Consider the following 21,810-nt stretch of genomic DNA (forward strand, 5'->3'; position numbering starts at 1 on the left):
ATGAGGCTTTTGGTCTCTAACCAAAGCCGAAAACAACGAAATTTCGTCTCATTGCGTAAGTAGTCACTCATTCACTGCAAAAGTTTTTGCTTACCGGATGATGATTTTATCTAAACTATTCACAATTTTTGCTTTTTTCGTAAAACATTTTACTTTCCTTCTTATATTAAAGCATTTACTACAAAATTCATAGTAATTTATTTACCTAAATTAATCAAACTTCAATTGTCTTAAATTTTTTGAAAAGACTAATCTATAATGATGTACAGGTGCTGAGGTGCAAATGCCGATGACTTTAGGTTTTAAAACTGAAGAAATTACTCGGTTAATTACTTAGGAAGTTTAACTGCAGATTGTGGCGGATATACTCCGATGAACGCGGATGACTTTTGATATTATACAATCTAGCTGTCTGGGAGTTTACTTATACCATTTTTCCCAATTCAGGTAACAGTAGCCGTAGGGTGTGTCGCCATAAACAATCCCTAAATTCAATCGACAATATTGATGCGACGCACCTTACACAATAGTTTAAGGAACAAACCAAACACTTGTTTTGTAGCACAATTTTTGACTAATGGTATTAGTTATAAATCTCATTCGCTTTGTTTAGTTACTTCTACATAAATATGTTCTAACCGCACCGGATACCGAGCGATTGAATCAATAGAAATCCCATCAAAACGCAAAATAATCTCTTTTAATTCTAAACGTTCAGGCAGCCAAAAAGCCAAATCGCTACCGTAGCGGCGGGGAATGAAACTGTATTCTTTAGCGCGGGCGATGACTTTAGCTTCTTCGTCGGTTTTTACCACGATAATTTCTTGAGCCGGAATCAGTTTTTGCAACTCCTCCAAACTGCCCTCAGCCACAATACTGCCATTCTTTAAAATCCCAATTCTCTGACACAGCCGCTCAGCTTCATCCAACAAGTGAGTTGTCAGCAAAATTGTAATTCCTTCCGATTGTAAGCGCTGAATTAACTCCCAAATTTCGTAGCGAGCCTCAATATCTAAACCCGTTGTCGGTTCATCTAAAATTACTAATTTAGGTTGGTGTACCAATGCTACCGCAATATTCAAACGGCGCTGCATTCCTCCGCTCAAAGTTTCCACCGGGCTGGTAGCTCTATCTGTCAAATTTACTGCTTTCAAACAGTGTCTTACTTGATAGCGGCGCTGCTTGCGGTCTAAGCCGTAAATTTGAGCAAAAAAATTGAGGTTTTCTTCGCAGCTAAGGCTTTTGTAAAGCAAATTTTCTTGGGGCGCTACACCTATTAATAATTTAGTAGCTTCGGAAACAGGTTCGCCATTAATAGAAACTTTGCCGCTGTCGGCATTGAGCAAATTACATAAAATATTGATAGTTGTAGTTTTGCCCGCCCCGTTTGGTCCCAGCAAACCGTAAATTTCTCCAGATTGAATGTGCAGTGTTAAATCTTGAAGCACTGAACGCTCGCCATAGGACTTATTTAGCTTTTCAATTTGCAGCACTGCTTTAATTCTCCGTATTATTTTATATATTTACGGTTGTTTATGAACGATTAAACCGCAGAGAGCGCAGAGGGCGCGGAGTCAGAGAAGAGAGAGATGAAAATTACGACATAGTGAGATAGTTTTAAAGTCTTCTTTCTACTCTCAGCATTCTGCGGTAAGAAAGCCATCCACCTGCAATCATGGCAATAGAAAATATGAATAAATACCAAAAGTGTTCTGCAATATCAGCCAAATCTTTGCCGTCAGCCCACACGCCCATCAGCGCTTCGTTCATGTGATAAATTGGATTGTACTGGGCGAGTTCCAGCAGACTTTTGGGAAACAGGGAAGTCGGCAAAAATGCGCCTCCTAAAATCAACAAAGGAACGCCGAAAGCCGCTACTAGCGAGTTGACATCTTCAGTGCGCCTCGCAAACTGGGTGCCGAGAATAAAGCCTACACCTACATAAGATACAATACTGAGCAGAATAATCGCACATCCTAACAGGATAGAGCCTTGAAATTGTGCTCCCAAAAAAGAGGCGATCGTGTATACTAAAATTACCTGACCGATGCCGATGCAACTGTGAGCCAGGAAAATTCCTAAAAAGTAGGAAGTGCCGCTCAGCGGGGAAATAAACAAGCGTTTTAGGGTATGCTGTTCTCGCTCTGCTACGACTGTTGCGACACTCCCACCGAGACAGCTAAAAAATAAAGCTGCTCCTACTAAGCTTGCAGGGGCGGCTGTTTCAAAAGCTTTTGCTGTTGTCAATTGCGCGCGTTCTGCTAAAATTAAAGCGTTAATAATCAAGATAGAAATTGGAAAGATAGCCCAAAAAATTAAACTGCGTCTTCGCCTTCCCAATTCTATTAAAATTCGCTGCGCTACAGCGAGGGTTTCGTACCAGTATTTCATCTTAAGTTTGTTAGCATTGTTATTGTCTGAACTCAAAAATTAAAGTTAATATTTTATGATACAGTCATGACATAAGCTTGTCAAATAACTGTTGAAAATGTACACCATTGAATTAACATTAACGGATTGGTGAAAAACAGAATCAGGCAAAGGAGGAAACGGCACTGCCGTTTCCATACCCCAAAATAATCGCCCTACCGAGGATGTAACCATAGCCCGATTAATTGTAGGAAACAACAGTGCCTTTTCCGGATTTCCGCTAATGGGTAAAATCAACCGGATCGGATGATGAAATTACTCTCTTGATATAACCATCGACAACACCGCTATTGAGGAGACGGCAATGCCGTTTCCCTACCCCAAAATAATCAATAATTCTTACTTAATCGCAAAATTCGTACCTCTGTAGCATCCTTGAAAAGAAGTTAAACTGGTGCGGTTTCCCTGTTCCAATTTAGTCACGAGGGAAGAAGTATTGCTACTTTCAGCGGTAGCACCCCACTTGTAGATAAAGTCGCCGAGAGAGTCTCCGGTTTCTTCGTAGCTGTGCTCTTCAATTGGAATTCCAGAAACTCCTGAAACAGTTTGGTTGTGGTATCCGTTAACGATGATTTTTTCGATAACTGCGCCCGGTTCTGCGGTAATGTTCCATTGCACCGGTTCGTAGGCTGAAAGTGCGAGAATTATTGGCTTGTTTCGGCGTTCTACTTTGACTTCGATCGCTCTTTTAGATAAATTTCGGTCCCCGTGATCCGCATTAGCTTCGTAAACGCCTATTAAATGAAGTTCTTTATTTCCGCTTGAGGAACCGATATAAGCTGAAAAATCGTCGGAACCGCCCAGCCCGCAGTTGGCGCCAGAACTAATTGGGGAAATAAAAGCTGTTTTTTCGGCTAGTTTCTGCTGCACCGCCGGCACTACCCACAATCCGGTTGCGATGCCTAAAGCACCTATCAAAGCGGCGGCGATACCGAAAGGAAGGGCATTTGTCAGGTGGCGAACAACTGGTGTTGCTGTTAGTTGAGATAAGGTTTGCTGCCAAGTTTCACCAGTTTGTCGATCGGCATTGCCGCCATCGAGACAGGCCAATAAACCTAAACTTTCCGGCTGTTCGAGCAGACTTTGAACAGTTTTCCCTTCGCCGACGTAGAGATTTCTAGTTTCCCTGTCTAAAAGCAGCCAGTAGCGATCGCCCTCGCCGAGGTTGTACTCTTGTACCGCAGGATCGACTAAATCGTGCTGCAAAAACACCAGCCAAGCCATATTATTGCCAGTGCCGACTGTTTTGCCGTCGCTGGAAATAAGTTGGTCGATGTCGGGTTCCCAGCGCCAAGCTACCCAGCGACTATCTCCTCGATAGCCGAGGGATTTTTCCAGTTGCGGATGAGCGGTTATTTCTAAGCGTTGAACTAAGTTTGACACTAGATGTCCTCCTCAAGTGCGTTAGCGAAGCCCTCGGAGAGGATCGGGTCTAGAGCAATTTTGTTGAAATTTAAAACAAATATTTTGCTCATGAAGAGCCTCCGAATAATCGGGTTAATTTTGTCTCGCTAATGTTATCAGTCGGTACTTTATCAACCACACTGGCTTAACAAAAATATGCCTGTTTAATGGTTTAGCTTGAGAACTTGGAGCTGGCGAGCACCCGCCTGGTAATAATTTTAACCTGTGCTGATAACTAATCCTGTTACGGATTAAAGCTAGCTATCTATCACTGCTTCTACCTGGTTGTCCAGTTTTAAAAGAGTGCTTGGCTGATAGCGTCTACAAGTTCTTAGCTTAACTTTTATTTGGCTACTCTGCTACAAAATATGCCGATCGCACCTGAGAGCAATATTAAGCAGGCAAATAAATATTCCGGCTTTCTCGCGAGTGAAATATCCCTGAAAAAGAGAACGTTTCCGAGAAACCCGGTTTCTGTGATGAAAGTTCTGACACTTCGCCTATTACTGGCGGGGGCCATCAATCGCATCTCTAGTCGGTGCCACACCTCCGGGGCTAAAGGAACTCGGCGGCACTCTCGGAAGATTGAGATTGGGATTGGGAACTAAATCGCTGTTGCTGTCGCCAGCAGTTCCACCCGTGGGAGACGCACTGTTATTGGGACCGGTACTCGGTGAACTTCCCGGATTGAGATTATTCGGATTGGTACTCGGCGAAGTTCCCGGATTGGCATTATTGGGAGTGGTATAGGGCGAACTTCCCGGATTGAGATTATTGGGATTGCTACTCGGTGAAGTTCCCGGATTGGCATTATTGGGAGTACCTGCGGGCGAAGTTCCCGGATTGGCATTGTTGGGATTGTTGGGATTTGCCGTGCCTGCAGGAGTAGTTATCGGCGTGCCGGCAGCATCTCGGGTGATGGCGTTGGGGTTCGGGGGAGCAGGCGGAGTGCCCCCATTGGGGTTATTTGCAGGAGCATTGGCGGGGTTGCCCGCAACCGGAGCAGTGTTTTGGGGAGCAGCGTTGCTGCCGCACAAGCTGACTAAATCAAAAGTTGTGCCGCCTGGAGTTTCGATGAAGCAAACCGGCACATTTACTTGGGGGTTTGAGGCTCTGGGAAAATCGGCTGTTCCCGGCATGGGACGGCTAAAGGCAGCTTCAGCCATCAGTGGGGTCAAGGCCGCCGATAGAGCGGCGATTGTTCGCAATAATCTCATCAGCGTTTCCTCAAATGTATAATTTTATTTTCTCCAGTATTGCCCATAAATTGCCCAGTGTCGTCACTCTAAAAGCCGATCGATGTTTTTGACAACTGCTTCTACAAGGCCACCGCTGGCTGAAACATCTCGCGCAGACAGAAAGTACAGGTAGAAAAAGCCGATATTGCTACAGTCACGCATCCGTTGCCCTTCTTCCTTGATATTTTTAGTACCGAATTCGCGGGTCAACGTAAGCATTCAAAATATCAATTACAATGCTGGCAATTACGACAATTGCCGCAAAAAACACCACAATACCTTGAACAGTTGGATAATCCCGCAAGCTAATCGCTTCGTAAAGGCGATTTGCCAACCCCGGCCAAGAAAAAGTAACCTCTGTTAAAATAGCACCGCCCAACAGTGCAGCAAAAGTCAATCCTAAGACAGTAATCACCGGAATTAGCGCATTTTTCAGAGCGTGAGCCCATAAAATCTGCAATTCAGGAATTCCGCGAGCTCTAGCTGCTTCGACATAATCTGCTTGCAAAGTTTGCTTGAGATTCACCCTGACAATGCGCTCGAAAATGCCGCTCAAAAGAATGCCCAACGTCAAACTCGGAAGTGCCAAATAATGCAAAGATGTGAGAAACTGACCGGGGTTAGCGCTCAGGAGACTGTCAATCGTGTATAGTCCTGTGTACCCTTCGGGGGCGGGGAATGTGACGGGAAAGCGAGTTCCCAAGGGGAACCAGCCCAACTGCACCGCGAAAATCAACTGCAAAACCATGCCGGCCCAAAAAGCGGGCAGCGAGTAAGTGATAATGCCAAACAAACGGCCTGCAGCATCGAAAATAGTGTTGGGGCGGGATGCTGCCAGGGAACCGATACTGATGCCGACAATTAAAGCTATGGCCATGCTACAAACTGCTAATTCCACTGTAGCGGGGAAATAATCTCCGATAATTTGCCACACGGTTTGTCCGCGAGTGGTGATGGAGGTTCCCAAGTCGAAGCTCAACAAGTCTTTCATGTATTTGAGATATTGCTGCCACAGGGGTGCGTCGAGGCCGAGTTGAGTTCGCATTGCTTCTTTGGCGGCTGCAGGAGCTCGCGAGCCGAGAATGGCGTCTATGGGGTCGCCCGGAGTGGCCCGCAACAATAAAAATACTGCTGTGGTGATTGTCCACAACATTAGCGGTGCGAGGAGCAAGCGGACAAAAATATAAGATTGCAGGGCTTTGGAACGAGACATAATATTTGGGAATTGCCAATTGCGAAGTCATTAGTCATTAGCCCGATGTTGAAGGCATCAGGCAGATGGAAGGTAGAAGCTGGAAGAAACAGATATTTTATATCTGCGACTTCCGTGCCGCGAATCAGGGGAATTGGGAATTGCGAATAGACAGTTGAGTTTATTTTTGCGAAAAAGTCGATCGACTTTTTCGCAATTCCCGATTTTCTTATTCCCCTAGCAGCGATTCAAATGCAGCTTGCAAAGACTTGATATCGCCTACTCTGGCTACTAACAAGTTTTCGCTGCCGGCATCCTGCAGCCTGTGTCTCCAATACTGGATGCTATCGGAGTTGTTCATCCAGAAACTAATCACGGTGTCTACAACTCGATCGACATCCCAGCCGCGGTTAGGAGAAACTGTCTCCACGGATGCCACAAACGCATCGAGAGTACACTTCCGGTTTGCCAAGTATTCTACACCCGACTGCTGCTGTTGTTGCAGCAATTCCTGCTGCTGGTTAAAAAATGTTAAAGTTGGAGATACGCCCAGGATTTCAAATGTATAGTTCATGTCATCCTCCAGAAGTATTATTTTGCCAAAAGGTCGATCGTCCAAACAAGCCAAAAACGCTTTACTTTGCTGCCCTCGATGAACTGCTGATGCTTCAATTACTATCTTTGAGATCGATCGGGATTTTTGCCGCTTATCTTATTAATAGCAAATTTTCCAACAAGGGATTGTCACCTAATTTACATTTGTTGTAACACTGTAGAAAAATTAAAATCAGATTTTTATTAAGCAGGGGTAAGGTGGAGCATCTGCACCCGGAGGAAGTGATACCGTTTTAGGTTTGAGATTTTAAATTTTAGATTAAAGAATTGAATAATTGGGAATGAGTGATGACAACCAGGGTTGGGATCGCGGGCATACAGTTACATTTTTTCTAACCGGGTGTGACGTTTTGACCGCGATCCCTCAGAGCGATCGCCACATTCAGGCAAGTAGTGGCATCATTAATATTACAAGTTTTTACAGTAGCGGTGGAAACCTCAGCCAAGTTTTGAGAGGTTGGTCACCGCACTTCACTCTTGCTGTACAACTTTGTAACTTATATCAAGGGCATCTTTTAAACGACAAACGATACGTAAACTCGGTAGGTGTCAGAATATTGATGTTATTGAAAAATCTGAGCAGTTGTCTGATGAAAAGCTCGCCCAAGATGTCACTGAGCCTAGTTTTGTTGATACCGCTGGTGGTGCAAATCTCCGTAGCAGTCGGCGTGACTGGATGGCTGTCGTTTCGCAACGGCCAGAAAGCTGTCAATGACCTTGCTGCTAGGTTAAGCTTGGAAGTTGCAGCGAGGACGAAAGAAAATTTCCGCAGTTTTGGGGATGTGTCTCATTTATTCCTGCAAATGAATACTGCTGCGATCGCCTCTGGAAACTTAGATCCGGAAGATTTCCCCAACTTAGAGCGCTATTTGTGGAACCAGACCAAGCTGAGCGATCGAACTACAACCATCTACTACGGCGACGAACAGGGCAAATTCCTCTTGCTCAAGCGAGAAGCAGAAAACTTAGTATACATCAGAGACGAATCGACCGCTCCAAACCGCCAAATTTATCGCCTGGACAGCCAGGGAAATCGCACTGATCTCATCAAAACCGCCGCCTATGACCCCCGTACTAGACCGTGGTATAAAGCTGCCAAACAGTCAGGAAAAGCCTCTTGGTCTCCAATCTACGTTTTCGCAGCACCGCCAGTGCTCGGCATTACGCCGGTGATGCCTATTTACAATGAAACAGGAAACCTGCGGGGGGTATTGGCAATTGACCTGACTCTTTCTCAAATCAGCGATTTTCTCAAAAGCATCAAAATTAGCCCGTCGGGACAAGTTTTCGCGATCGAACGCAGTGGCGAAATAGTCGCCAGTTCCACAGACGAACTGCCCTTTGTCACTGGGCAAGACGGACAAAAACGGCTGTTGGCGACACAGAGCAAAAATTTGCTAATGCGATCGGCCTCCACATACTTGCAAAAACGATTTGGCAGTTTTGAACAAATTGACAACCCAGGACAGTTTACCTTCGATATAGACGGCAAACGTCAATTCATTACCGTTGCTCCCCTGCAAGACGGCCGCGGTCTCGATTGGCTGATTGTAGTGGCAATCCCGGAAGCAGACTTTATGGAGCAAATTAACGCCAACACTCGCATAACTATCTTATTGTGCTTTTTTGCCTTCATACTGGCGATCGGACTCGGAATTTTTACTACTCGCTGGGTTGTCAAACCGATTACCCGATTGCTGGAAGCTTCCAAAGCTTTAAGAAAAATGTCTGAGTCATCCGACTTCACCTCCGCAGAATTAAACGGCGAAGTCGAAGTCCAAGGCGTCAAAGAACTCGGCCTTCTAGCTCAGTCTTTCAATCAAATGGCCAGACAATTGCGATCGTCTTTTGTTGCCCTAGAACAAACCAACTCTAGTTTAGAACAGCGAGTAGCAGAGCGGACGGCAGAACTCGAAGCCGCCGAAGCAGAATTGCGGGCTTTGTTTGCAGCCATGAGCGAATTAATTATAGTTGTGGACGCCACCGGCCGCTATTTAAAAATCGCGCCCACCAATCTATCCCTGCTGTACAAACCAGCCGAAGAATTAATGGGCAAAACAGTCAGAGAGATGTTTCCGCAAGCTACAGCAGACAATTTTATCAACCACATCCGAGCAGCTTTAGATACTCAGCAAACTGTCAGCATCGAGTACGATTTAACCATTAACGACCGCCAAGTTTGTTTTGCAGCCAGCATTTCGCCGCTTTCAGAAGAATCCGTAATTTGGGTGGCTCGCGATATTACCGAACAGAAGCGAGCCGAATCCCTGCGACGCCAAAGGCAAAAACAATTGCTCAAACAAAATACAGTTTTGGTAGAATTGGCAAGAAATAAAGCGCTGTATCGAGGCGATTTGCAAGTAGCTTTGAGGCAAATCACCGAAGCGGCTGCTCATACCCTAGATACAGAAGGAGCCGGAGCGTGGTTGTACGACGAAAGCCGATCGAAACTGCAATGTCTCGACCAATTTAGGCGCAGCAACCACCAGCATTCCCAAGGTACTGAAATCGCAGCAGCAGACTATCCAGCTTATTTTCAAGCTTTGGAAGAAGACCGGACGATCGCAGCCGATGACGCTCTCTCAGATGTGAGAACCAGAGAATTTGTGGAATCTTACTTTGCACAAATGGGTACTACATCAACCTTAGATGCGCCGGTGCGGCTGGGAGGACAAACAGTCGGAGTTATCTGTATCGAACAAGTGGGAACTGCTCGCAACTGGACATTAGAAGAACAAAATTTTGCAGCTTCCCTCGCAGATTTAGTGTCCCTAGCCATAGAAGCGAGCGAGCGCGAGCGCACACAAATCGCTCTGCGTCAAGCAGAACAAAAATACCGCAGCATCTTTGAAAATGCCGTCGAAGGCATTTTTCAAAGAACCCCCGAAGGCCACTTCTTGAGTGTAAATCCAGCTTTAGCCCGCATCTACGGCTACGCCACTCCCGAAGAATTGACATCAAATCTCACAAACATCAGACAGCAAGCTTACGTCAATCCTCAGCAGCGCGAAAAGTTTATGCGGGTGATGGAAGAATTCGGAGAAATTTCGGGGTTTGAGTCAGAAGTTTACCGCGTTGACGGCAGCGTAATTTGGATTTCCGAAAGCGCGCGTGCAGTGTGCGACGCCGACGGCGAGGTACTTTACTATGAAGGCAGCGTCGAGGATATTAGCGATCGCAAAGTCTTTGAATCCGCCTTGCAACTGGCCCTAGAAGCAGCCGAAGCAGCTTCCACCGCAAAAAGCGCATTTTTGGCAAACATGAGCCACGAACTGCGAACACCTCTGAATGCCATCATCGGCTACAGCGAAATGCTACAAGAAGAAACCGAAGAGTTGGGCTACGATGAACTCATCCCTGATTTAGACAAAATCCGCACTTCCGGCAGACACTTGCTATCGCTAATTAACGACATTCTCGACATTTCTAAAATCGAAGCCGGTCGCATGGATCTTTACTTAGAAACCTTCGACATCGCCGCCTTGATTGAAGAAGTCGCATCTACCGCCGCGCCGCTAATTGATAAAAACGGCAACACTCTAAACTTGCACCAAATTACGAATATCGGCACTATGCACGGTGACATTACCAAAGTGCAGCAGATTTTATTAAATTTGCTGAGCAATGCCGCCAAATTCACTCAAAACGGTACAATTACCCTCACCGCCACCCGAGAAAAAATCGCGGGTCACAGCAGCGAACCAAGACCAGAAAACACTTCTGAATCTGTGGCGAATTCTCAATCCTCAATTGCTAGTAAAGAATTTTTAGTTATTAATTGTACCGATACAGGAATTGGGATGAATCCAGAGCAGTTGCAGCATATTTTCCAACCCTTTACCCAAGCAGACGCTTCTACCACGCGCAAGTACGGCGGCACCGGTTTGGGACTAGCAATCAGCCAGCGTTTTTGCCTCATGATGGGCGGAAATATTTCAGTAAAAAGTCAGGAGGGTGTTGGTTCTACTTTTACGATCCGCTTACCTGTTAACAATTAAAAGTAGGGTGCGTAACTCGTTCCCAGGCTGTGCCTGGGAACGAGAAATTACTAACTCCAAATTACCTTTGAATGCTTCTCGGATCGAGAGCATCGCGCAACCCATCCCCCAATAAATTAAACGCCAAAACAGTCAAAATAATCAGTATCGCCGGGGGCCAAACCAACCAAGGCTGCAACACTAAAATTGAAGCATTAGTAGACAGGGATAGCAAATTTCCCCAAGAAGGATCTGGCTGTTGAATTCCCAACCCAATTAAACTCAAAACCGACTCCGCCACAATAAAACCAGGAACGGACAAAGTGGCAGAAATAATTACGTAAGTTGCCGTTTGTGGCAACACGTGGCGGACAATAATATAAATTGGATTAGCGCCCATTGCCCGCGCCGCTTGCACGAATTCTAGCTGTTTAATTGACAGTACCTGACCGCGAATTACGCGCGCTAAACTCGCCCAACTAATAAATGAAGTAATCAGCACAATCAATATAAATCGCTGAGCGCTTGTCAATCCCGGGGGCAGCACTGCTGCTAGCGCTACTAATAAATAAAGACCGGGAATCGTCATCAATACTTCGGCGAAGCGCATTAAAATACTGTCAATCCAACTGCCGAAATAACCGGATATTCCTCCGATTAACAATCCCAAGGGAAAAGAAATTGCTATTCCTACTAAACCGATGCAGAGGCTAATTCTGCTGCCCTGTACTAAGCGACTGAATTGATCGCGAGCTTGTTCGTCCGTTCCTAAAATGTTAATTTGGCCTTCTCCTGTAGTACCAAACAAGTGCCTGTCTAATGGCAAAACTCCTAAAAACTTATAGGGAGAACCTTTGACAAACAAACCTAAAGCAGAGGGTTTTTGCCAGTCTACAATTACCTCGCGATCGCCCGTATTCGCATCCACCGGGCCTTGAGTAGTCGGATAAACGTGGGGTCCGATAAATCGCCCGTCTTTGGTGCTTAAATAAATCTGGGTCGGCGGCAGCAATGAACCGTTTAATTGAGAGTCGTAGGGGTCGTAAGGTGCCACAAATTCGGCAAAAAGTGCGACTGTATAAAAAATTAACAGCAGCACTGCTCCCAACCGAGCTAGAGGATTTTTTCTAAGATTTTGCCACCAATTCATAAGTTTCTAGGTTTGAGATTTTATGTGGGTTAGTAATAAAGACTAAAGTGCTTAAAGTTCTTAGTAAAGACTTTAGCCTTTTCTTAATGGACTCAGCAGCCAAAAGTTAATTTCTGACTTAGACAAGTTTTCATGACTGAATTACTTTCTACAAAAATTAGACTATTTTTGTTCATCTGAAACCAAAATTATTCTACTTTCATCTTCGGATATTTTACCCAATTCCTCGCCGCTAAAAGGATTGTAGAAAAACGAGCCTGTTTGCGGTGGCAATTTGGGATTGAGTACAATTTCTACTATACTTTTTACTACCCCTGTGAGCGGAATTGCCAAGATAACTCCTAACAACCCTCCCACTCTACCTCCTAACAGCAAAGCTGTGAAAATAATTACCGGGCTCAATCCGGTGAGATTGCCCATGATTCGGGGCGCTACTAAATTATCCTTGATTTGCTGGAGACCGATCGCCACTACCAAGACTTGCAGCGCCAGCCACCAATCAATAAACGCTACAATTATACTAACAGTGCCAATTCCCAGCGTCGCTCCGATAAACGGAATTATTTCCGTCAATCCTATAAAGACGGCAAACAACAGAAAAAACGGAACTTGCAGCCACCAAAAAGCCAGACTTAGCGAGATAGCCATAAATAGTCCCAGCAATAACTGTCCCGATACAAATCGCTGGAGGTTTCGCTCCAAAGTCTCTGTTAAAACATAGCGAATTTCTGGCGAAAAAATGCTGGTCAAACCCTGCCACACTCTTTTCCCGTCTAGGAGCATATAAAAGGAAATCACCACAATAAAAATTAAGTCCAAAAACCAGTTAACAGTACCTACAACTAAGCCTAAACCCGTACCGGCGATCGCCTGGACTTCTCCCTGGACTCTAGCTGACAGTTGCTGCTCCAATATTTGCACGTCAAACGGCAAATTGCGATCGGCACTCCAGGCTTGAAATTCACCTAGCTGCAGCCGCCCTGACTCCAGCAATTCCGGGAACCTCACCCCCAACTGCCTCGCTTGGCTGAACACCGGCGGCACAATAGTTAAACCGATTACTACTACTATCACACCCGCAGTTAAATAAACCAGCCCCGCAGCTACTCCCCGGGGCAAAAATACTTGCAGTCTTTTTACTGCATAATTTAATAAAAATGCAATGAGTCCCGCTGTTACTAAAATGCTGACCAGTTCCCCAACATAACTGACAGCAGTCAGGGTAAACCATCCCGTCACTAGCACTAGCAGCCAAGTAATTAGAAACTGTTGGAGGGGAGAAAAGAGACTATTCATTTTGATTTTTTTTAAATAAAGTGGCACAACTTTTTCAGCAGATGTGCCGTATTATACAATAAACACATGAGAGTATAGATTAGGAATAATCAGTTCAAGATTAGACTGACTTTTCTCAGCATCGATCGGTTAGGTGACGGCAAAACCGCTCGGGGATAGACAATGCGAGTCCGATCGACCCCACGCTGCAAAATCACCCTAATATTCAGTATGCCCGGGAGCCCGATCGAATTAAATGTCGATCGTACAAAGGCTCAATTCGCCATTGTAAGGTGAAATGGCCCTACACTCACCCAAAAGGAGGACGCGCAACTGCTCAGGCCCTTCGTTAAAATGAATCAGATATAAAAACCGCAATTTTTCTTTACAATAAAAAAACCACAGGCTAATAGCGGCGAGAGGAATTACCGTGACCAATCAAGTTTTTTCAGAAGCGGAAGAAAAGAAACCCCTTCCCCCCGTGCAGAGCGGACGCGACAACAACTCAGCAGTGGACATACCTGAAAGTGGACTCTCAGACCGCTCTCGCTGGCAATTTTCTCCTGAGGAAGATGAACGAGAAGTTGCCCTAGAACCTCCAGAAAGGGAGGGGGAAGAATCTGAAGTTTTGGAACCAGAAGAGCCAGAAGCCTCGCCCAGCAAAGGACTCAGGTGGCATACCATGTTGGCGGGCGCAGGCATTGGCGTGGCTGCAACGCTGCTAGCAGTACAGTTGACTGGTGGGGGCAAGCAGAGCGCGCGTCCCGCAGTTCCAATTCCACCGGCAAATCAGCAGGCTACGGCTCAGACTGTGACAGTGGCGCCTGTGGAATCTGCCGAGGTGGGTGAAACTCTGGAAGCGACGGGCACCGTGGTGGCCTACGACTTGCTGCCGGTGCTGCCGCAGGCTAACGGTTTGCAAATCAAGCAGGTGTTGGTGGCGGAGGGAGATGCGGTAGAAAAAGGTCAGACGATGGCGGTTTTGGACGATTCGGTGCTGCGATCGCAAATTGCCGAAGCGCTTGCTGGAGTACAATCGGCTAATTCTACGGTAGAACAAGCCGAAGCTCAGGTGCAGCAAGCTCAGTCAGCCCAACAAGAAGCCCAAGCCGGCGTCGCTCAAGCTCAAGCTGGCGTTGAAAAAGCCATCGCTGACGCAGCGCAAGCCCAAACAGGCGTCGGCCAGGCCAGGGCCGGTGTGGAGCAAGCTAAAGCCGGTGTCACTCAAGCTAGAGCGGGAATTGCTTCCGCCCAGGCTAAATTAGCTCAAGCTCAAAGAGAAGTAAATCGCAGTCAAAATTTGGCTACTCAGGGAGTAATTAGTCAGCAAGATTTAGAAAAGCGCAAGACGGAGCGAGACACGGCCGTTCAAGACTTGAACAAAACTAAAGCTGACTTGAATACAGCTTTGGAAGAACAGAATAAAGCAGCGGAAGAAGTGCGATCGGCTATTGCTAAAGTAGCTACTGCTGAAGCTAATATCAGTACGGCTAGAGCGGCCCTCAGCAGCGCTCGTGCTAAAGTGAATACGGCCGGAGCGAGTGTCAGCAGTGCGAGAGCAAATGTCGGAAATAACGCAGCAAGTGTCCGCAGCAATGATGCGCGAGTCCAACAGTTACAAACTCAACTCGAACAAACTATAGTGCGAGCACCGGATAGCGGCACTGTGGCTGAAAGAATTGGTCGAGTTGGCGATGTTTCTTCGGGCAGTCAAAAACTCTTTTCAATTATTCGGGGAAACAAGCTGGAACTACAATTGAAAGTGCCGGAAACTCAGGTTGCGCAAGTGCGGCCGGGAACAGCGGTGCAGATTACTTCTGACTCTGACAAGCGGATTAAGTTGTCAGGAACTGTGCGAGATATTTCGCCGCTTGTTGACCCGCAAAATCGGCAAGCTACGGTGAAGATTGATTTGCCGGCAAGCGCGTTTTTGCGATCGGGAATGTTTTTGCGCGCATCCCTTTCGACGGCAACGGCTCAAGGTTTGAAAGTTCCCGCTAAAGCTATTTTGCCGCAATCTGACGGCAGTTCTATTGTTTACAAACTTGTCGGCGAGGACAAGGTACAGGCTCAACCAGTGGAAGTTGGAGAAATTTCCGGGGGTTCTGCAGGCGATTTGACTGCTGCTAAGGTGGAGGTTAAAAAGGGTTTGAAGGCGGGCGATCGGGTAGTTATTGCTGGGGCTGGTTATCTGAAGGATGGCGATCGGGTTAAGGTTGTTAAATAGTTATTAGTTATTAGTCAGTAGTCAGTAGTCAGTAGTCAGTAGTCAGTAGTCAGTAGTCAGTAGTCAGTAGTCAGTAGTCATTATTCAGTGTAAGTGTAAGGTGCGGACTTCGCACCCTACAGTATTACTTTTTTTAAACGAACCGCGAAGACGCGAAGGACGCAAAGGAAGAGAATAAAGAAGAGAATAAAGAAGAGAGAAAGCAGGAACTGTATTACCAATGCCCAATGCCCCATTCCCCATTCCCCATTCCCCATTATGTCTTTCAACATTTCGGCTTGGTCGATCAAACAGCCAGTACCCACGATTGTTTTATTCTTAGTTCTGACAATAGGGGGTTTACTATCATTTCCCCTTTTAGGCATTGATGATTCGCCTAATATTGATGTTCCTTCTGTTTCGATATCTGTCAGCCAACCGGGGGCAGATCCAGCAGAACTTGAATCTCAAGTCACGAAAAAAGTAGAAGATGCTGTGGCGGGTTTGGGCAATATTGACCACATTATCTCTACAGTTAATGATGGTTCTTCTAATACAACAGTCAACTTTTTATTAGGAACAAATAGCGATCGCGCTACGAATGATGTCCGCAATGCGATCGCCCAAATCCGCCAAAGCTTGCCCCAAGACATTAACGACCCCGTTGTCAAGCGAGTCGAATTTGCCGGCAGTTCTATTATGTCTTACGCCGTTGTTTCCGATCGCCAAACCGTAGAACAGTTAAGCGAATTAATCGACCAAAACATCAGCCGCGTCCTCCTCTCCGTCAAAGGTGTCGCTCAAGTGCAGCGAATTGGAGGCAGAGACAGGGATATTCGAGTCGATTTAAACCCCGAACAACTGCAAAGTCTCGGCATTACAGCAACCCAAGTTAACGACCAAATTCGCAATTTTAACATCAATTTACCGGGCGGTAGAACTGAAATCGGCAATTCCGAGCAAACAGTCCGTACCCTCGGCAGTGCCAAAACAATCGAACAGTTGAAAGCTTATCAAATTACCTTGCCTAAAGGCGGTTTTGTGCCGCTTTCCACTTTGGGTAAAGTTGATGAAGGCTATGCAGAAGCGCGTCAGGCGGCACGGCTCAACAACAAACCTGTAGTGGCTTTTTCCATCCTCCGCAGTACCGGCAGCACTCTCGTTATTGTAGAAGAATCGGTGCGGGAAACTGTTAAGAAACTGGAAAAAACTTTGCCGCCTGATGTCAAGCTGGAACTTATTTATACTTTAGCAGACCACATCCGAGATTCTTATGAAGCTTCTTTGGATGCTTTAATTTTGGGGGCGGCTTTAGCGATAATAACTATTTTAATCTTTTTGCGGGATTGGCGCGCAACTTTAATTGCTTCTGTTGCCTTACCGCTGTCGGCAATTCCTACTTTTGCTGTGCTCCGGCTTTTGGGCTACACCCTCAACAGTATGACTTTGTTGGCGCTGTCGCTGGTGGTGGGAATATTAGTAGATGATGCGATCGTCGAAATTGAGAATATCGAACGGCACGTCGGGATGGGAAAAACTCCCTATCAAGCTTCTTTGGATGCTTCGGCTGAAATTGGTTTGGCTGTTGTTGCTACTACGATGACGATTGTTGCGGTATTTGCACCGGTGGCTTTTATGCCGGGAATTCCCGGTCAGTTTTTTCGGCCTTTTGGGGTGACGGTTTCGGCGTCGGTTTTATTTTCGCTGTTAGTAGCCCGAACCGTTACTCCGATGATGGCGGCTTATTTGTTTAAGGATAAAGGACACCATCAGGAACTCAAAAAAGACCAACTTTCTTATCAGTACCGCAGGCTTTTGACTTGGGCGCTGAAACATCGGGCGATCGTCCTAATTTTAGGTGTAGCTTTGTTTTTCGGCAGCGTTCAATTAATACCTTACATTCCTACGGGGTTTATCGATCGCGATGATACCGGACTTTCGACTGTCTCTATTGAATTGCCTCCGGGTTCTACTTTGCAGCAGACAGATTCAGCAGTGCAGCAAGCAACTCAATTATTGCTCGCTCATCCAGCCGTAGATAGCGTTTTGGAGACTGAGGGTGCTCCGACAGTTTCCGGGGGCGCGGGAGGCGGCGGCGGGCGCGCTAGCGGGGTGAATACAGCGAGTCTTTACGTGAAATTGAAACCCGCCGATAAGCGGATCGGACAACAGCGATTTGAAGAGGAAATGCGGCCGAAACTTCGCGATGTTCCCGGAGTGCGGCTGAGTTTTTCTCAAGGGCGTGTCGGCGGTAGGAAGCAAATGTCGATCGTCCTAAAAAGCGAAAATGCCGAAGCTTTAACTAAAACTGCTGAAAGTCTCACGCAACAAATGAGGCAAGTTCCGGGACTGATTGAGGTGCAATCTAGCGCGAGTTTGGTGAAGCCAGAAATTTTGGTTAAACCTGACCCGAATCGGGCGGCGGATCAGGGTGTATCGGTGCAGCAAATTGCTCGAACTGCATCTCTGGCAACGATTGGAGATATTGACTCAAATCTTGCTAAATTTGATTTGGCGGACAGACAAATTCCGATTCATGTAATGTTGGCTCCGCAGTTTCGCAGCGATATCGAAACGATTAAGAATCTGCAAGTACCGGCGAAAAATAATACTTTGGTGCCGTTGAGGGCAGTGGCGGATATTGCTTTGGGCAGCGGGCCTTCTCAGATCGATCGCTACGACAGAGCCCGTCAAGTATCTGTAGAGGGGAATTTGTTGCAGGGTACGACTTTGGGAGAAGCTTCCGTGGCGGTGAAGAAATTGCCTGCAATGAATCCTCTACCCCCGGGCGTCGAACAGGAATCTTCGGGTGATGCGAAGGTGATGCAGGATGTGTTCAGCGGTTTTGCGGGGGCTCTGGGAACGGCGGTACTGTTTATTTATGCTGTGTTGGTGCTGCTGTTTGCCAATTTCCTGCATCCGGTGACGATTATGGCCGCCTTGCCTTTGTCTCTGGGTGGCGCGCTGCTGGGACTGCTGGTGGGACAAAAGTCTCTCGGGCTGTACGCTTTGATTGGCGTGGTTTTGCTGATGGGAATTGTAACGAAAAATTCGATTTTGCTGGTGGATTACGCGATTATGAATCAGCAGGAAGGCAAGCCGATGTACGAGGCGACGCTGGATTCGGGGGTGGCGCGGTTGCGGCCGATTTTGATGACGACGATCGCGATGATCGCTGGGATGGTGCCAATTGCTCTGGGAATTGGCGCTGGTTCGCAAACTCGCAGCCCGATGGCGATGGCGGTAATTGGCGGTTTGATGACTTCTACGCTGCTGACTCTGGTGGTGATTCCGGTGGTTTTTACTTATATGGACGGTTTGCAAATCTGGATTTTTAATCTGATGCGGGGGAAGAAAAGGGGGGGAAGGGCGATCGAAGGCAACATAGAAAGCCAAAATGGTAGAGTCAAAATTGGAAAATAGCGATCGGCTGCCGCCCAAAATTGACCGTCAAAATGTTATACTCAAAATCAGAAAATAGTTGTACAATGTTTTTCTAGTCGTTTTTTACCGCGACGCCTCAAAAATCAAAGAAGGTGAAAGCAGGTAAAAAACACTAAGCGCGGGCGTAATTCAGTGGTAGAATGTCAGCTTCCCATGCTGAACGTCGTGGGTTCGAGTCCCACCGTCCGCTTGCGCGAACAGTATTTAAAACCCTTGAGAAATCAAGGGTTTTGGCGTTTCTAGGGCTTGTTCTCTGTGGTTGTACAGGATGTTTTGGAGACAAACACAGAGTTTTTGGAGACAAATACACGGTTGTTGAGGGCTGTTTGGAGATAATTTGGAGACAAGATTGGAGACAATTAAGGGCCTAGCTCTGCCAATACGTCCAACACTGCTTCCATATCAGCCAAGTCCGCCCTCGACTTTTTACGCCGCGCTTTTAACTGGTTGAGCAAGTCGGCTGGCTCTGGAAATTCTGCGACGGTCGGAGCTGAGTTTTTAATTTCCTCTTGATCGCGCCGCACTTCCTTGAGCTCTTGCTCCAGCATCTGCACCTTCAGTCCCAAGTCGCCGTTTCGCTCGTGCAACTGATTGAGTTCTGCATCCCACTCTGTAAGTTGCTTGTTGGCTGCTTTCAATTCCTGCCTGAGTGATTCATCGTTGCCGTCACTCAGGCACTCAATTTTCCCAGCCGTTCCTCAATCCCTGCGAGTTTAGCCGCTAGCAGTGTGTCTAGCTTACTGTCTAGCAGCTTGTCTAGCACTGGTTCAATGTCCGAAATTTCGGACGGTTGTGTTTGAGGTTGGATTGGTGGCGCTGCTATTGCCTGGTTGGCCGCTTGCTCTAAAGTTCGCACTACCCAAGCATTGACGCTCAAACCCTCTGCTGCTGCAACATCTTTAATAGTTTCGAGCAAGTCTCGGCGGCCGTCCAATCTCAAGTTAAGCTGGCATCTGTCTGTCATGTCTAGTAATTGTCTAGTGGCTGTCTAGTTATGTGCTCGCACTATGTCTAGCTATGTCTAGCATTATGTCTAGCATCTAGTTTGTGTCTAGTTTATGTCTAGCATTATGTCTAGCGTCTCTAGGAAATTTGCGTCATCTGTCTAGTATATGTCTAGCGCGTGTCTAGACATGAAAATCCCCCAGTTAAGGGGGATGAGATTGAGCCGTTAGTTGTCAGGCAGCGGCTAGATTTTCCGCAGGTCGTCTTTAGTCGATCGCTTCTAAGTCTCTGGGACTGAGCCAAGTGGTAAATCTTCCATCTGGCTTAGTGCAAGTGATTTCGTTGTGCAGGTTGATTGTGTCTACAACCAGTTCTAGACTTGCATACTGTTCAGCGTGCTTCGATCCAATGTACCGAACTCGCAAACCTTTTTTGGGTCGCGTAGTGTTGGGCGGGGTTAGCATCTTCGCTAGCTCTTTCCGGTCGGTGTCACTCAATTGGGAGAGTAAATTACATACTTGCGTAAAAGGTGAGCAAATTGCTTCACTTGGTTCACTCAGTCTGCCTGTAAGGATTTCAGCTTCACTTACTGCTTCACTTGTTTTAGCGAGTGAAGCTGTGAGTGAAGCTGTATCGCTGTCACTGTCAGCAAGTGAAGCAAGTGAAGCAGTTTTCAGCACTATTCCAGACAAATAGAATTGTCCTTTAAGTGGATCAAGGCTCCCACCCTCGGTATGTCGTATCTTTTGAAGCTTGGGGAATATCTCCGAAAACCTTGCAAATACTTGGTTTATAGCCTTTACGGGCGTGTCGTACTTGTTGGGCAAATCATGCCAAACTAACTTGTCTTTGCGATCGTTCACGCCGGAATCAATCTCCAGAGTTCCCGTTTCTTTGTACCACTCTTGCAGGCGCTCCCACAAATCTTTGATGTAGATGCGGCCGCCAGCTTGTACCTCAATGCCAGCATCTCGAACAAACTGCCAGAGGTGGCGACTTTCCTCCTGTGCCTTCTGCATGGCTTCCTTGGTCGCCTTATAGTCGATACCCTCAGACAGCAACAGTGGCCACCGCTCCAACATTTTGTTAAGCATCGCCGGGGCAAGCTGTTCAAGAATGAACTTTTCATCATCTTTAAAGCGCGGGTCAGCTTCTAATTGCCCCTCGGCAGCGATCGCATTTTTGACATAAGTCTTGTCAAAATTCAGGATTCCATAGCGGCCCTCGATCGCCTCAGTTCCTCCGGTGATGGATGGTAACTTGTTGCAATTAGCGAAGAAAATTGCAGCGGGTTTGTATGGATAACTATCCTTGCCCTTGCGTTCGATGTCGATCGGGTCGCCCGTGATGAACTGCTTAAGACTCTGGATACCATCGAGGTCTATGTTCCCCGTGTTTTCAGAAGCCCAGTTACAGATACTTCCCTCTATCCCCGCCAGCGTAAACTTGCGCCCGGTATCGTAAGCTCGGAAATCAGACAAAGACTTCCCGGTCATCCCAACACCCAAAAGAGCGGCGAGCACGGCGCGTACAGTGTCTTTACCATTAGCACCGCCGCCAAAGCAGATTAGTCCTTTTACCCCTCGCCCCGTCAGCTTTGAACGCACAATATTCAGACCAAGTGCGGCCGCAGCCGTCCGAAGCAAAATTTCTCGCTGAGATGGCTCCAAACATTCTAAAAGACGATCGCAATACGTCGGGTCGATGTCGGGGTCATACTTACATCCGACATAGGTATAAATATTTTTTGGATCGTGTGCTTCTAAGCTGTAATACCAAATTCCTAAAGTTCTGCTACAGATATAGCCTCTAAAATAAATTCCCATCCCGTCAAAGAAGCAATAACTTCCAACGTCAACTTATTTAACTCTTTTTGCAGCGCGGCTCTCAACTCTTCTATTTGGTCAAATCTCAACCATTTCAATTGTTCTTTT

General features: G+C 46.6%; 14 protein-coding genes and 1 tRNA gene. 4 read left to right on the top strand and 11 right to left on the bottom strand.

The genetic code is table 11. From position 1 onward, the window contains the following. Nucleotides 1-596 precede the first annotated feature (596 nt). The 6 genes from QUA78_RS02380 to QUA78_RS02405 all read right to left on the bottom strand — a co-directional run bounded on the left by QUA78_RS02380 (nt 597) and on the right by QUA78_RS02405 (nt 6,838). Entirely contained in the window at nt 597-1,493 is an 897-nt protein-coding gene (locus QUA78_RS02380; protein WP_333300094.1) for an ABC transporter ATP-binding protein, read from the bottom strand. Between the two features lie 124 nt (nt 1,494-1,617). Continuing rightward, on the bottom strand, nt 1,618-2,391 hold the full coding sequence (locus tag QUA78_RS02385; protein WP_333300108.1) for an ABC transporter permease: 774 nt from the start codon (nt 2,389-2,391) through the stop codon (nt 1,618-1,620). 378 nt (nt 2,392-2,769) lie between these two features. After that, nucleotides 2,770-3,813, bottom strand: a complete 1,044-nt coding sequence (locus QUA78_RS02390) for a hypothetical protein (protein ID WP_333300095.1) — start codon at nt 3,811-3,813, stop codon at nt 2,770-2,772. A gap of 524 nt (nt 3,814-4,337) precedes the next feature. Next, on the bottom strand, nt 4,338-5,051 hold the full coding sequence (locus tag QUA78_RS02395; protein WP_333300096.1) for a hypothetical protein: 714 nt from the start codon (nt 5,049-5,051) through the stop codon (nt 4,338-4,340). 208 nt (nt 5,052-5,259) lie between these two features. Beyond that, nucleotides 5,260-6,285, bottom strand: a complete 1,026-nt coding sequence (locus QUA78_RS02400; protein WP_333300098.1) for an ABC transporter permease — start codon at nt 6,283-6,285, stop codon at nt 5,260-5,262. Nucleotides 6,286-6,493: 208 nt separating this feature from the next. After that, nucleotides 6,494-6,838, bottom strand: a complete 345-nt coding sequence (locus tag QUA78_RS02405) for a hypothetical protein (protein ID WP_333300099.1) — start codon at nt 6,836-6,838, stop codon at nt 6,494-6,496. 631 nt (nt 6,839-7,469) lie between these two features. Here QUA78_RS02405 and QUA78_RS02410 point away from each other — a divergent pair. Continuing rightward, nucleotides 7,470-10,877 carry a PAS domain S-box protein gene (locus tag QUA78_RS02410; protein ID WP_333300109.1) on the top strand — a complete coding sequence of 1,136 codons (3,408 nt, stop codon included), beginning with the start codon at nt 7,470-7,472 and terminating at the stop codon, nt 10,875-10,877. Nucleotides 10,878-10,938: 61 nt separating this feature from the next. Here the strand turns inward: QUA78_RS02410 and QUA78_RS02415 are convergent, their stop codons facing one another. Together QUA78_RS02415 and QUA78_RS02420 are read right to left on the bottom strand one after the other, a co-directional pair. Then, on the bottom strand, nt 10,939-12,006 hold the full coding sequence (locus QUA78_RS02415) for an ABC transporter permease (RefSeq protein ID WP_333300100.1): 1,068 nt from the start codon (nt 12,004-12,006) through the stop codon (nt 10,939-10,941). A 162-nt stretch (nt 12,007-12,168) separates the two neighbouring features. Next, complete coding sequence (locus QUA78_RS02420) at nt 12,169-13,302, bottom strand: AI-2E family transporter (RefSeq protein WP_333300101.1); 1,134 nt, start codon at nt 13,300-13,302, stop codon at nt 12,169-12,171. A gap of 409 nt (nt 13,303-13,711) precedes the next feature. Here QUA78_RS02420 and QUA78_RS02425 point away from each other — a divergent pair, with 409 nt between their 5' ends. The 3 genes from QUA78_RS02425 (at nt 13,712) to QUA78_RS02435 (ending at nt 19,121) form a co-directional block, all read left to right on the top strand. After that, entirely contained in the window at nt 13,712-15,508 is a 1,797-nt protein-coding gene (locus QUA78_RS02425; RefSeq protein WP_333300102.1) for an efflux RND transporter periplasmic adaptor subunit, read from the top strand. 258 nt (nt 15,509-15,766) lie between these two features. Further along, the gene (locus QUA78_RS02430; RefSeq protein ID WP_333300103.1) at nt 15,767-18,910 is read left to right on the top strand and encodes an efflux RND transporter permease subunit; all 3,144 of its coding nucleotides are present in this window, start codon (nt 15,767-15,769) and stop codon (nt 18,908-18,910) included. Nucleotides 18,911-19,049: 139 nt separating this feature from the next. Further along, nucleotides 19,050-19,121, top strand: a tRNA-Gly gene (locus QUA78_RS02435). A 169-nt stretch (nt 19,122-19,290) separates the two neighbouring features. On the opposite strand, the gene QUA78_RS02440 is transcribed toward QUA78_RS02435, so the two are convergent. The 3 genes from QUA78_RS02440 to QUA78_RS02450 all read right to left on the bottom strand — a co-directional run bounded on the left by QUA78_RS02440 (nt 19,291) and on the right by QUA78_RS02450 (nt 21,702). Then, nucleotides 19,291-19,569 (bottom strand): flagellar alpha dynein, encoded by a 279-nt coding sequence (locus tag QUA78_RS02440; RefSeq protein ID WP_333300104.1) that lies wholly within the window; start codon nt 19,567-19,569, stop codon nt 19,291-19,293. Between the two features lie 32 nt (nt 19,570-19,601). After that, entirely contained in the window at nt 19,602-19,895 is a 294-nt protein-coding gene (locus QUA78_RS02445; protein WP_333300105.1) for a hypothetical protein, read from the bottom strand. A gap of 247 nt (nt 19,896-20,142) precedes the next feature. Then, nucleotides 20,143-21,702 (bottom strand): DUF5906 domain-containing protein, encoded by a 1,560-nt coding sequence (locus tag QUA78_RS02450; RefSeq protein ID WP_333300106.1) that lies wholly within the window; start codon nt 21,700-21,702, stop codon nt 20,143-20,145. Nucleotides 21,703-21,810 lie beyond the last annotated feature (108 nt).

The organism is Microcoleus sp. K4-B3, from assembly GCF_036704615.1.
Classification (GTDB): Bacteria; Cyanobacteriota; Cyanobacteriia; order Cyanobacteriales; family Microcoleaceae; genus Microcoleus.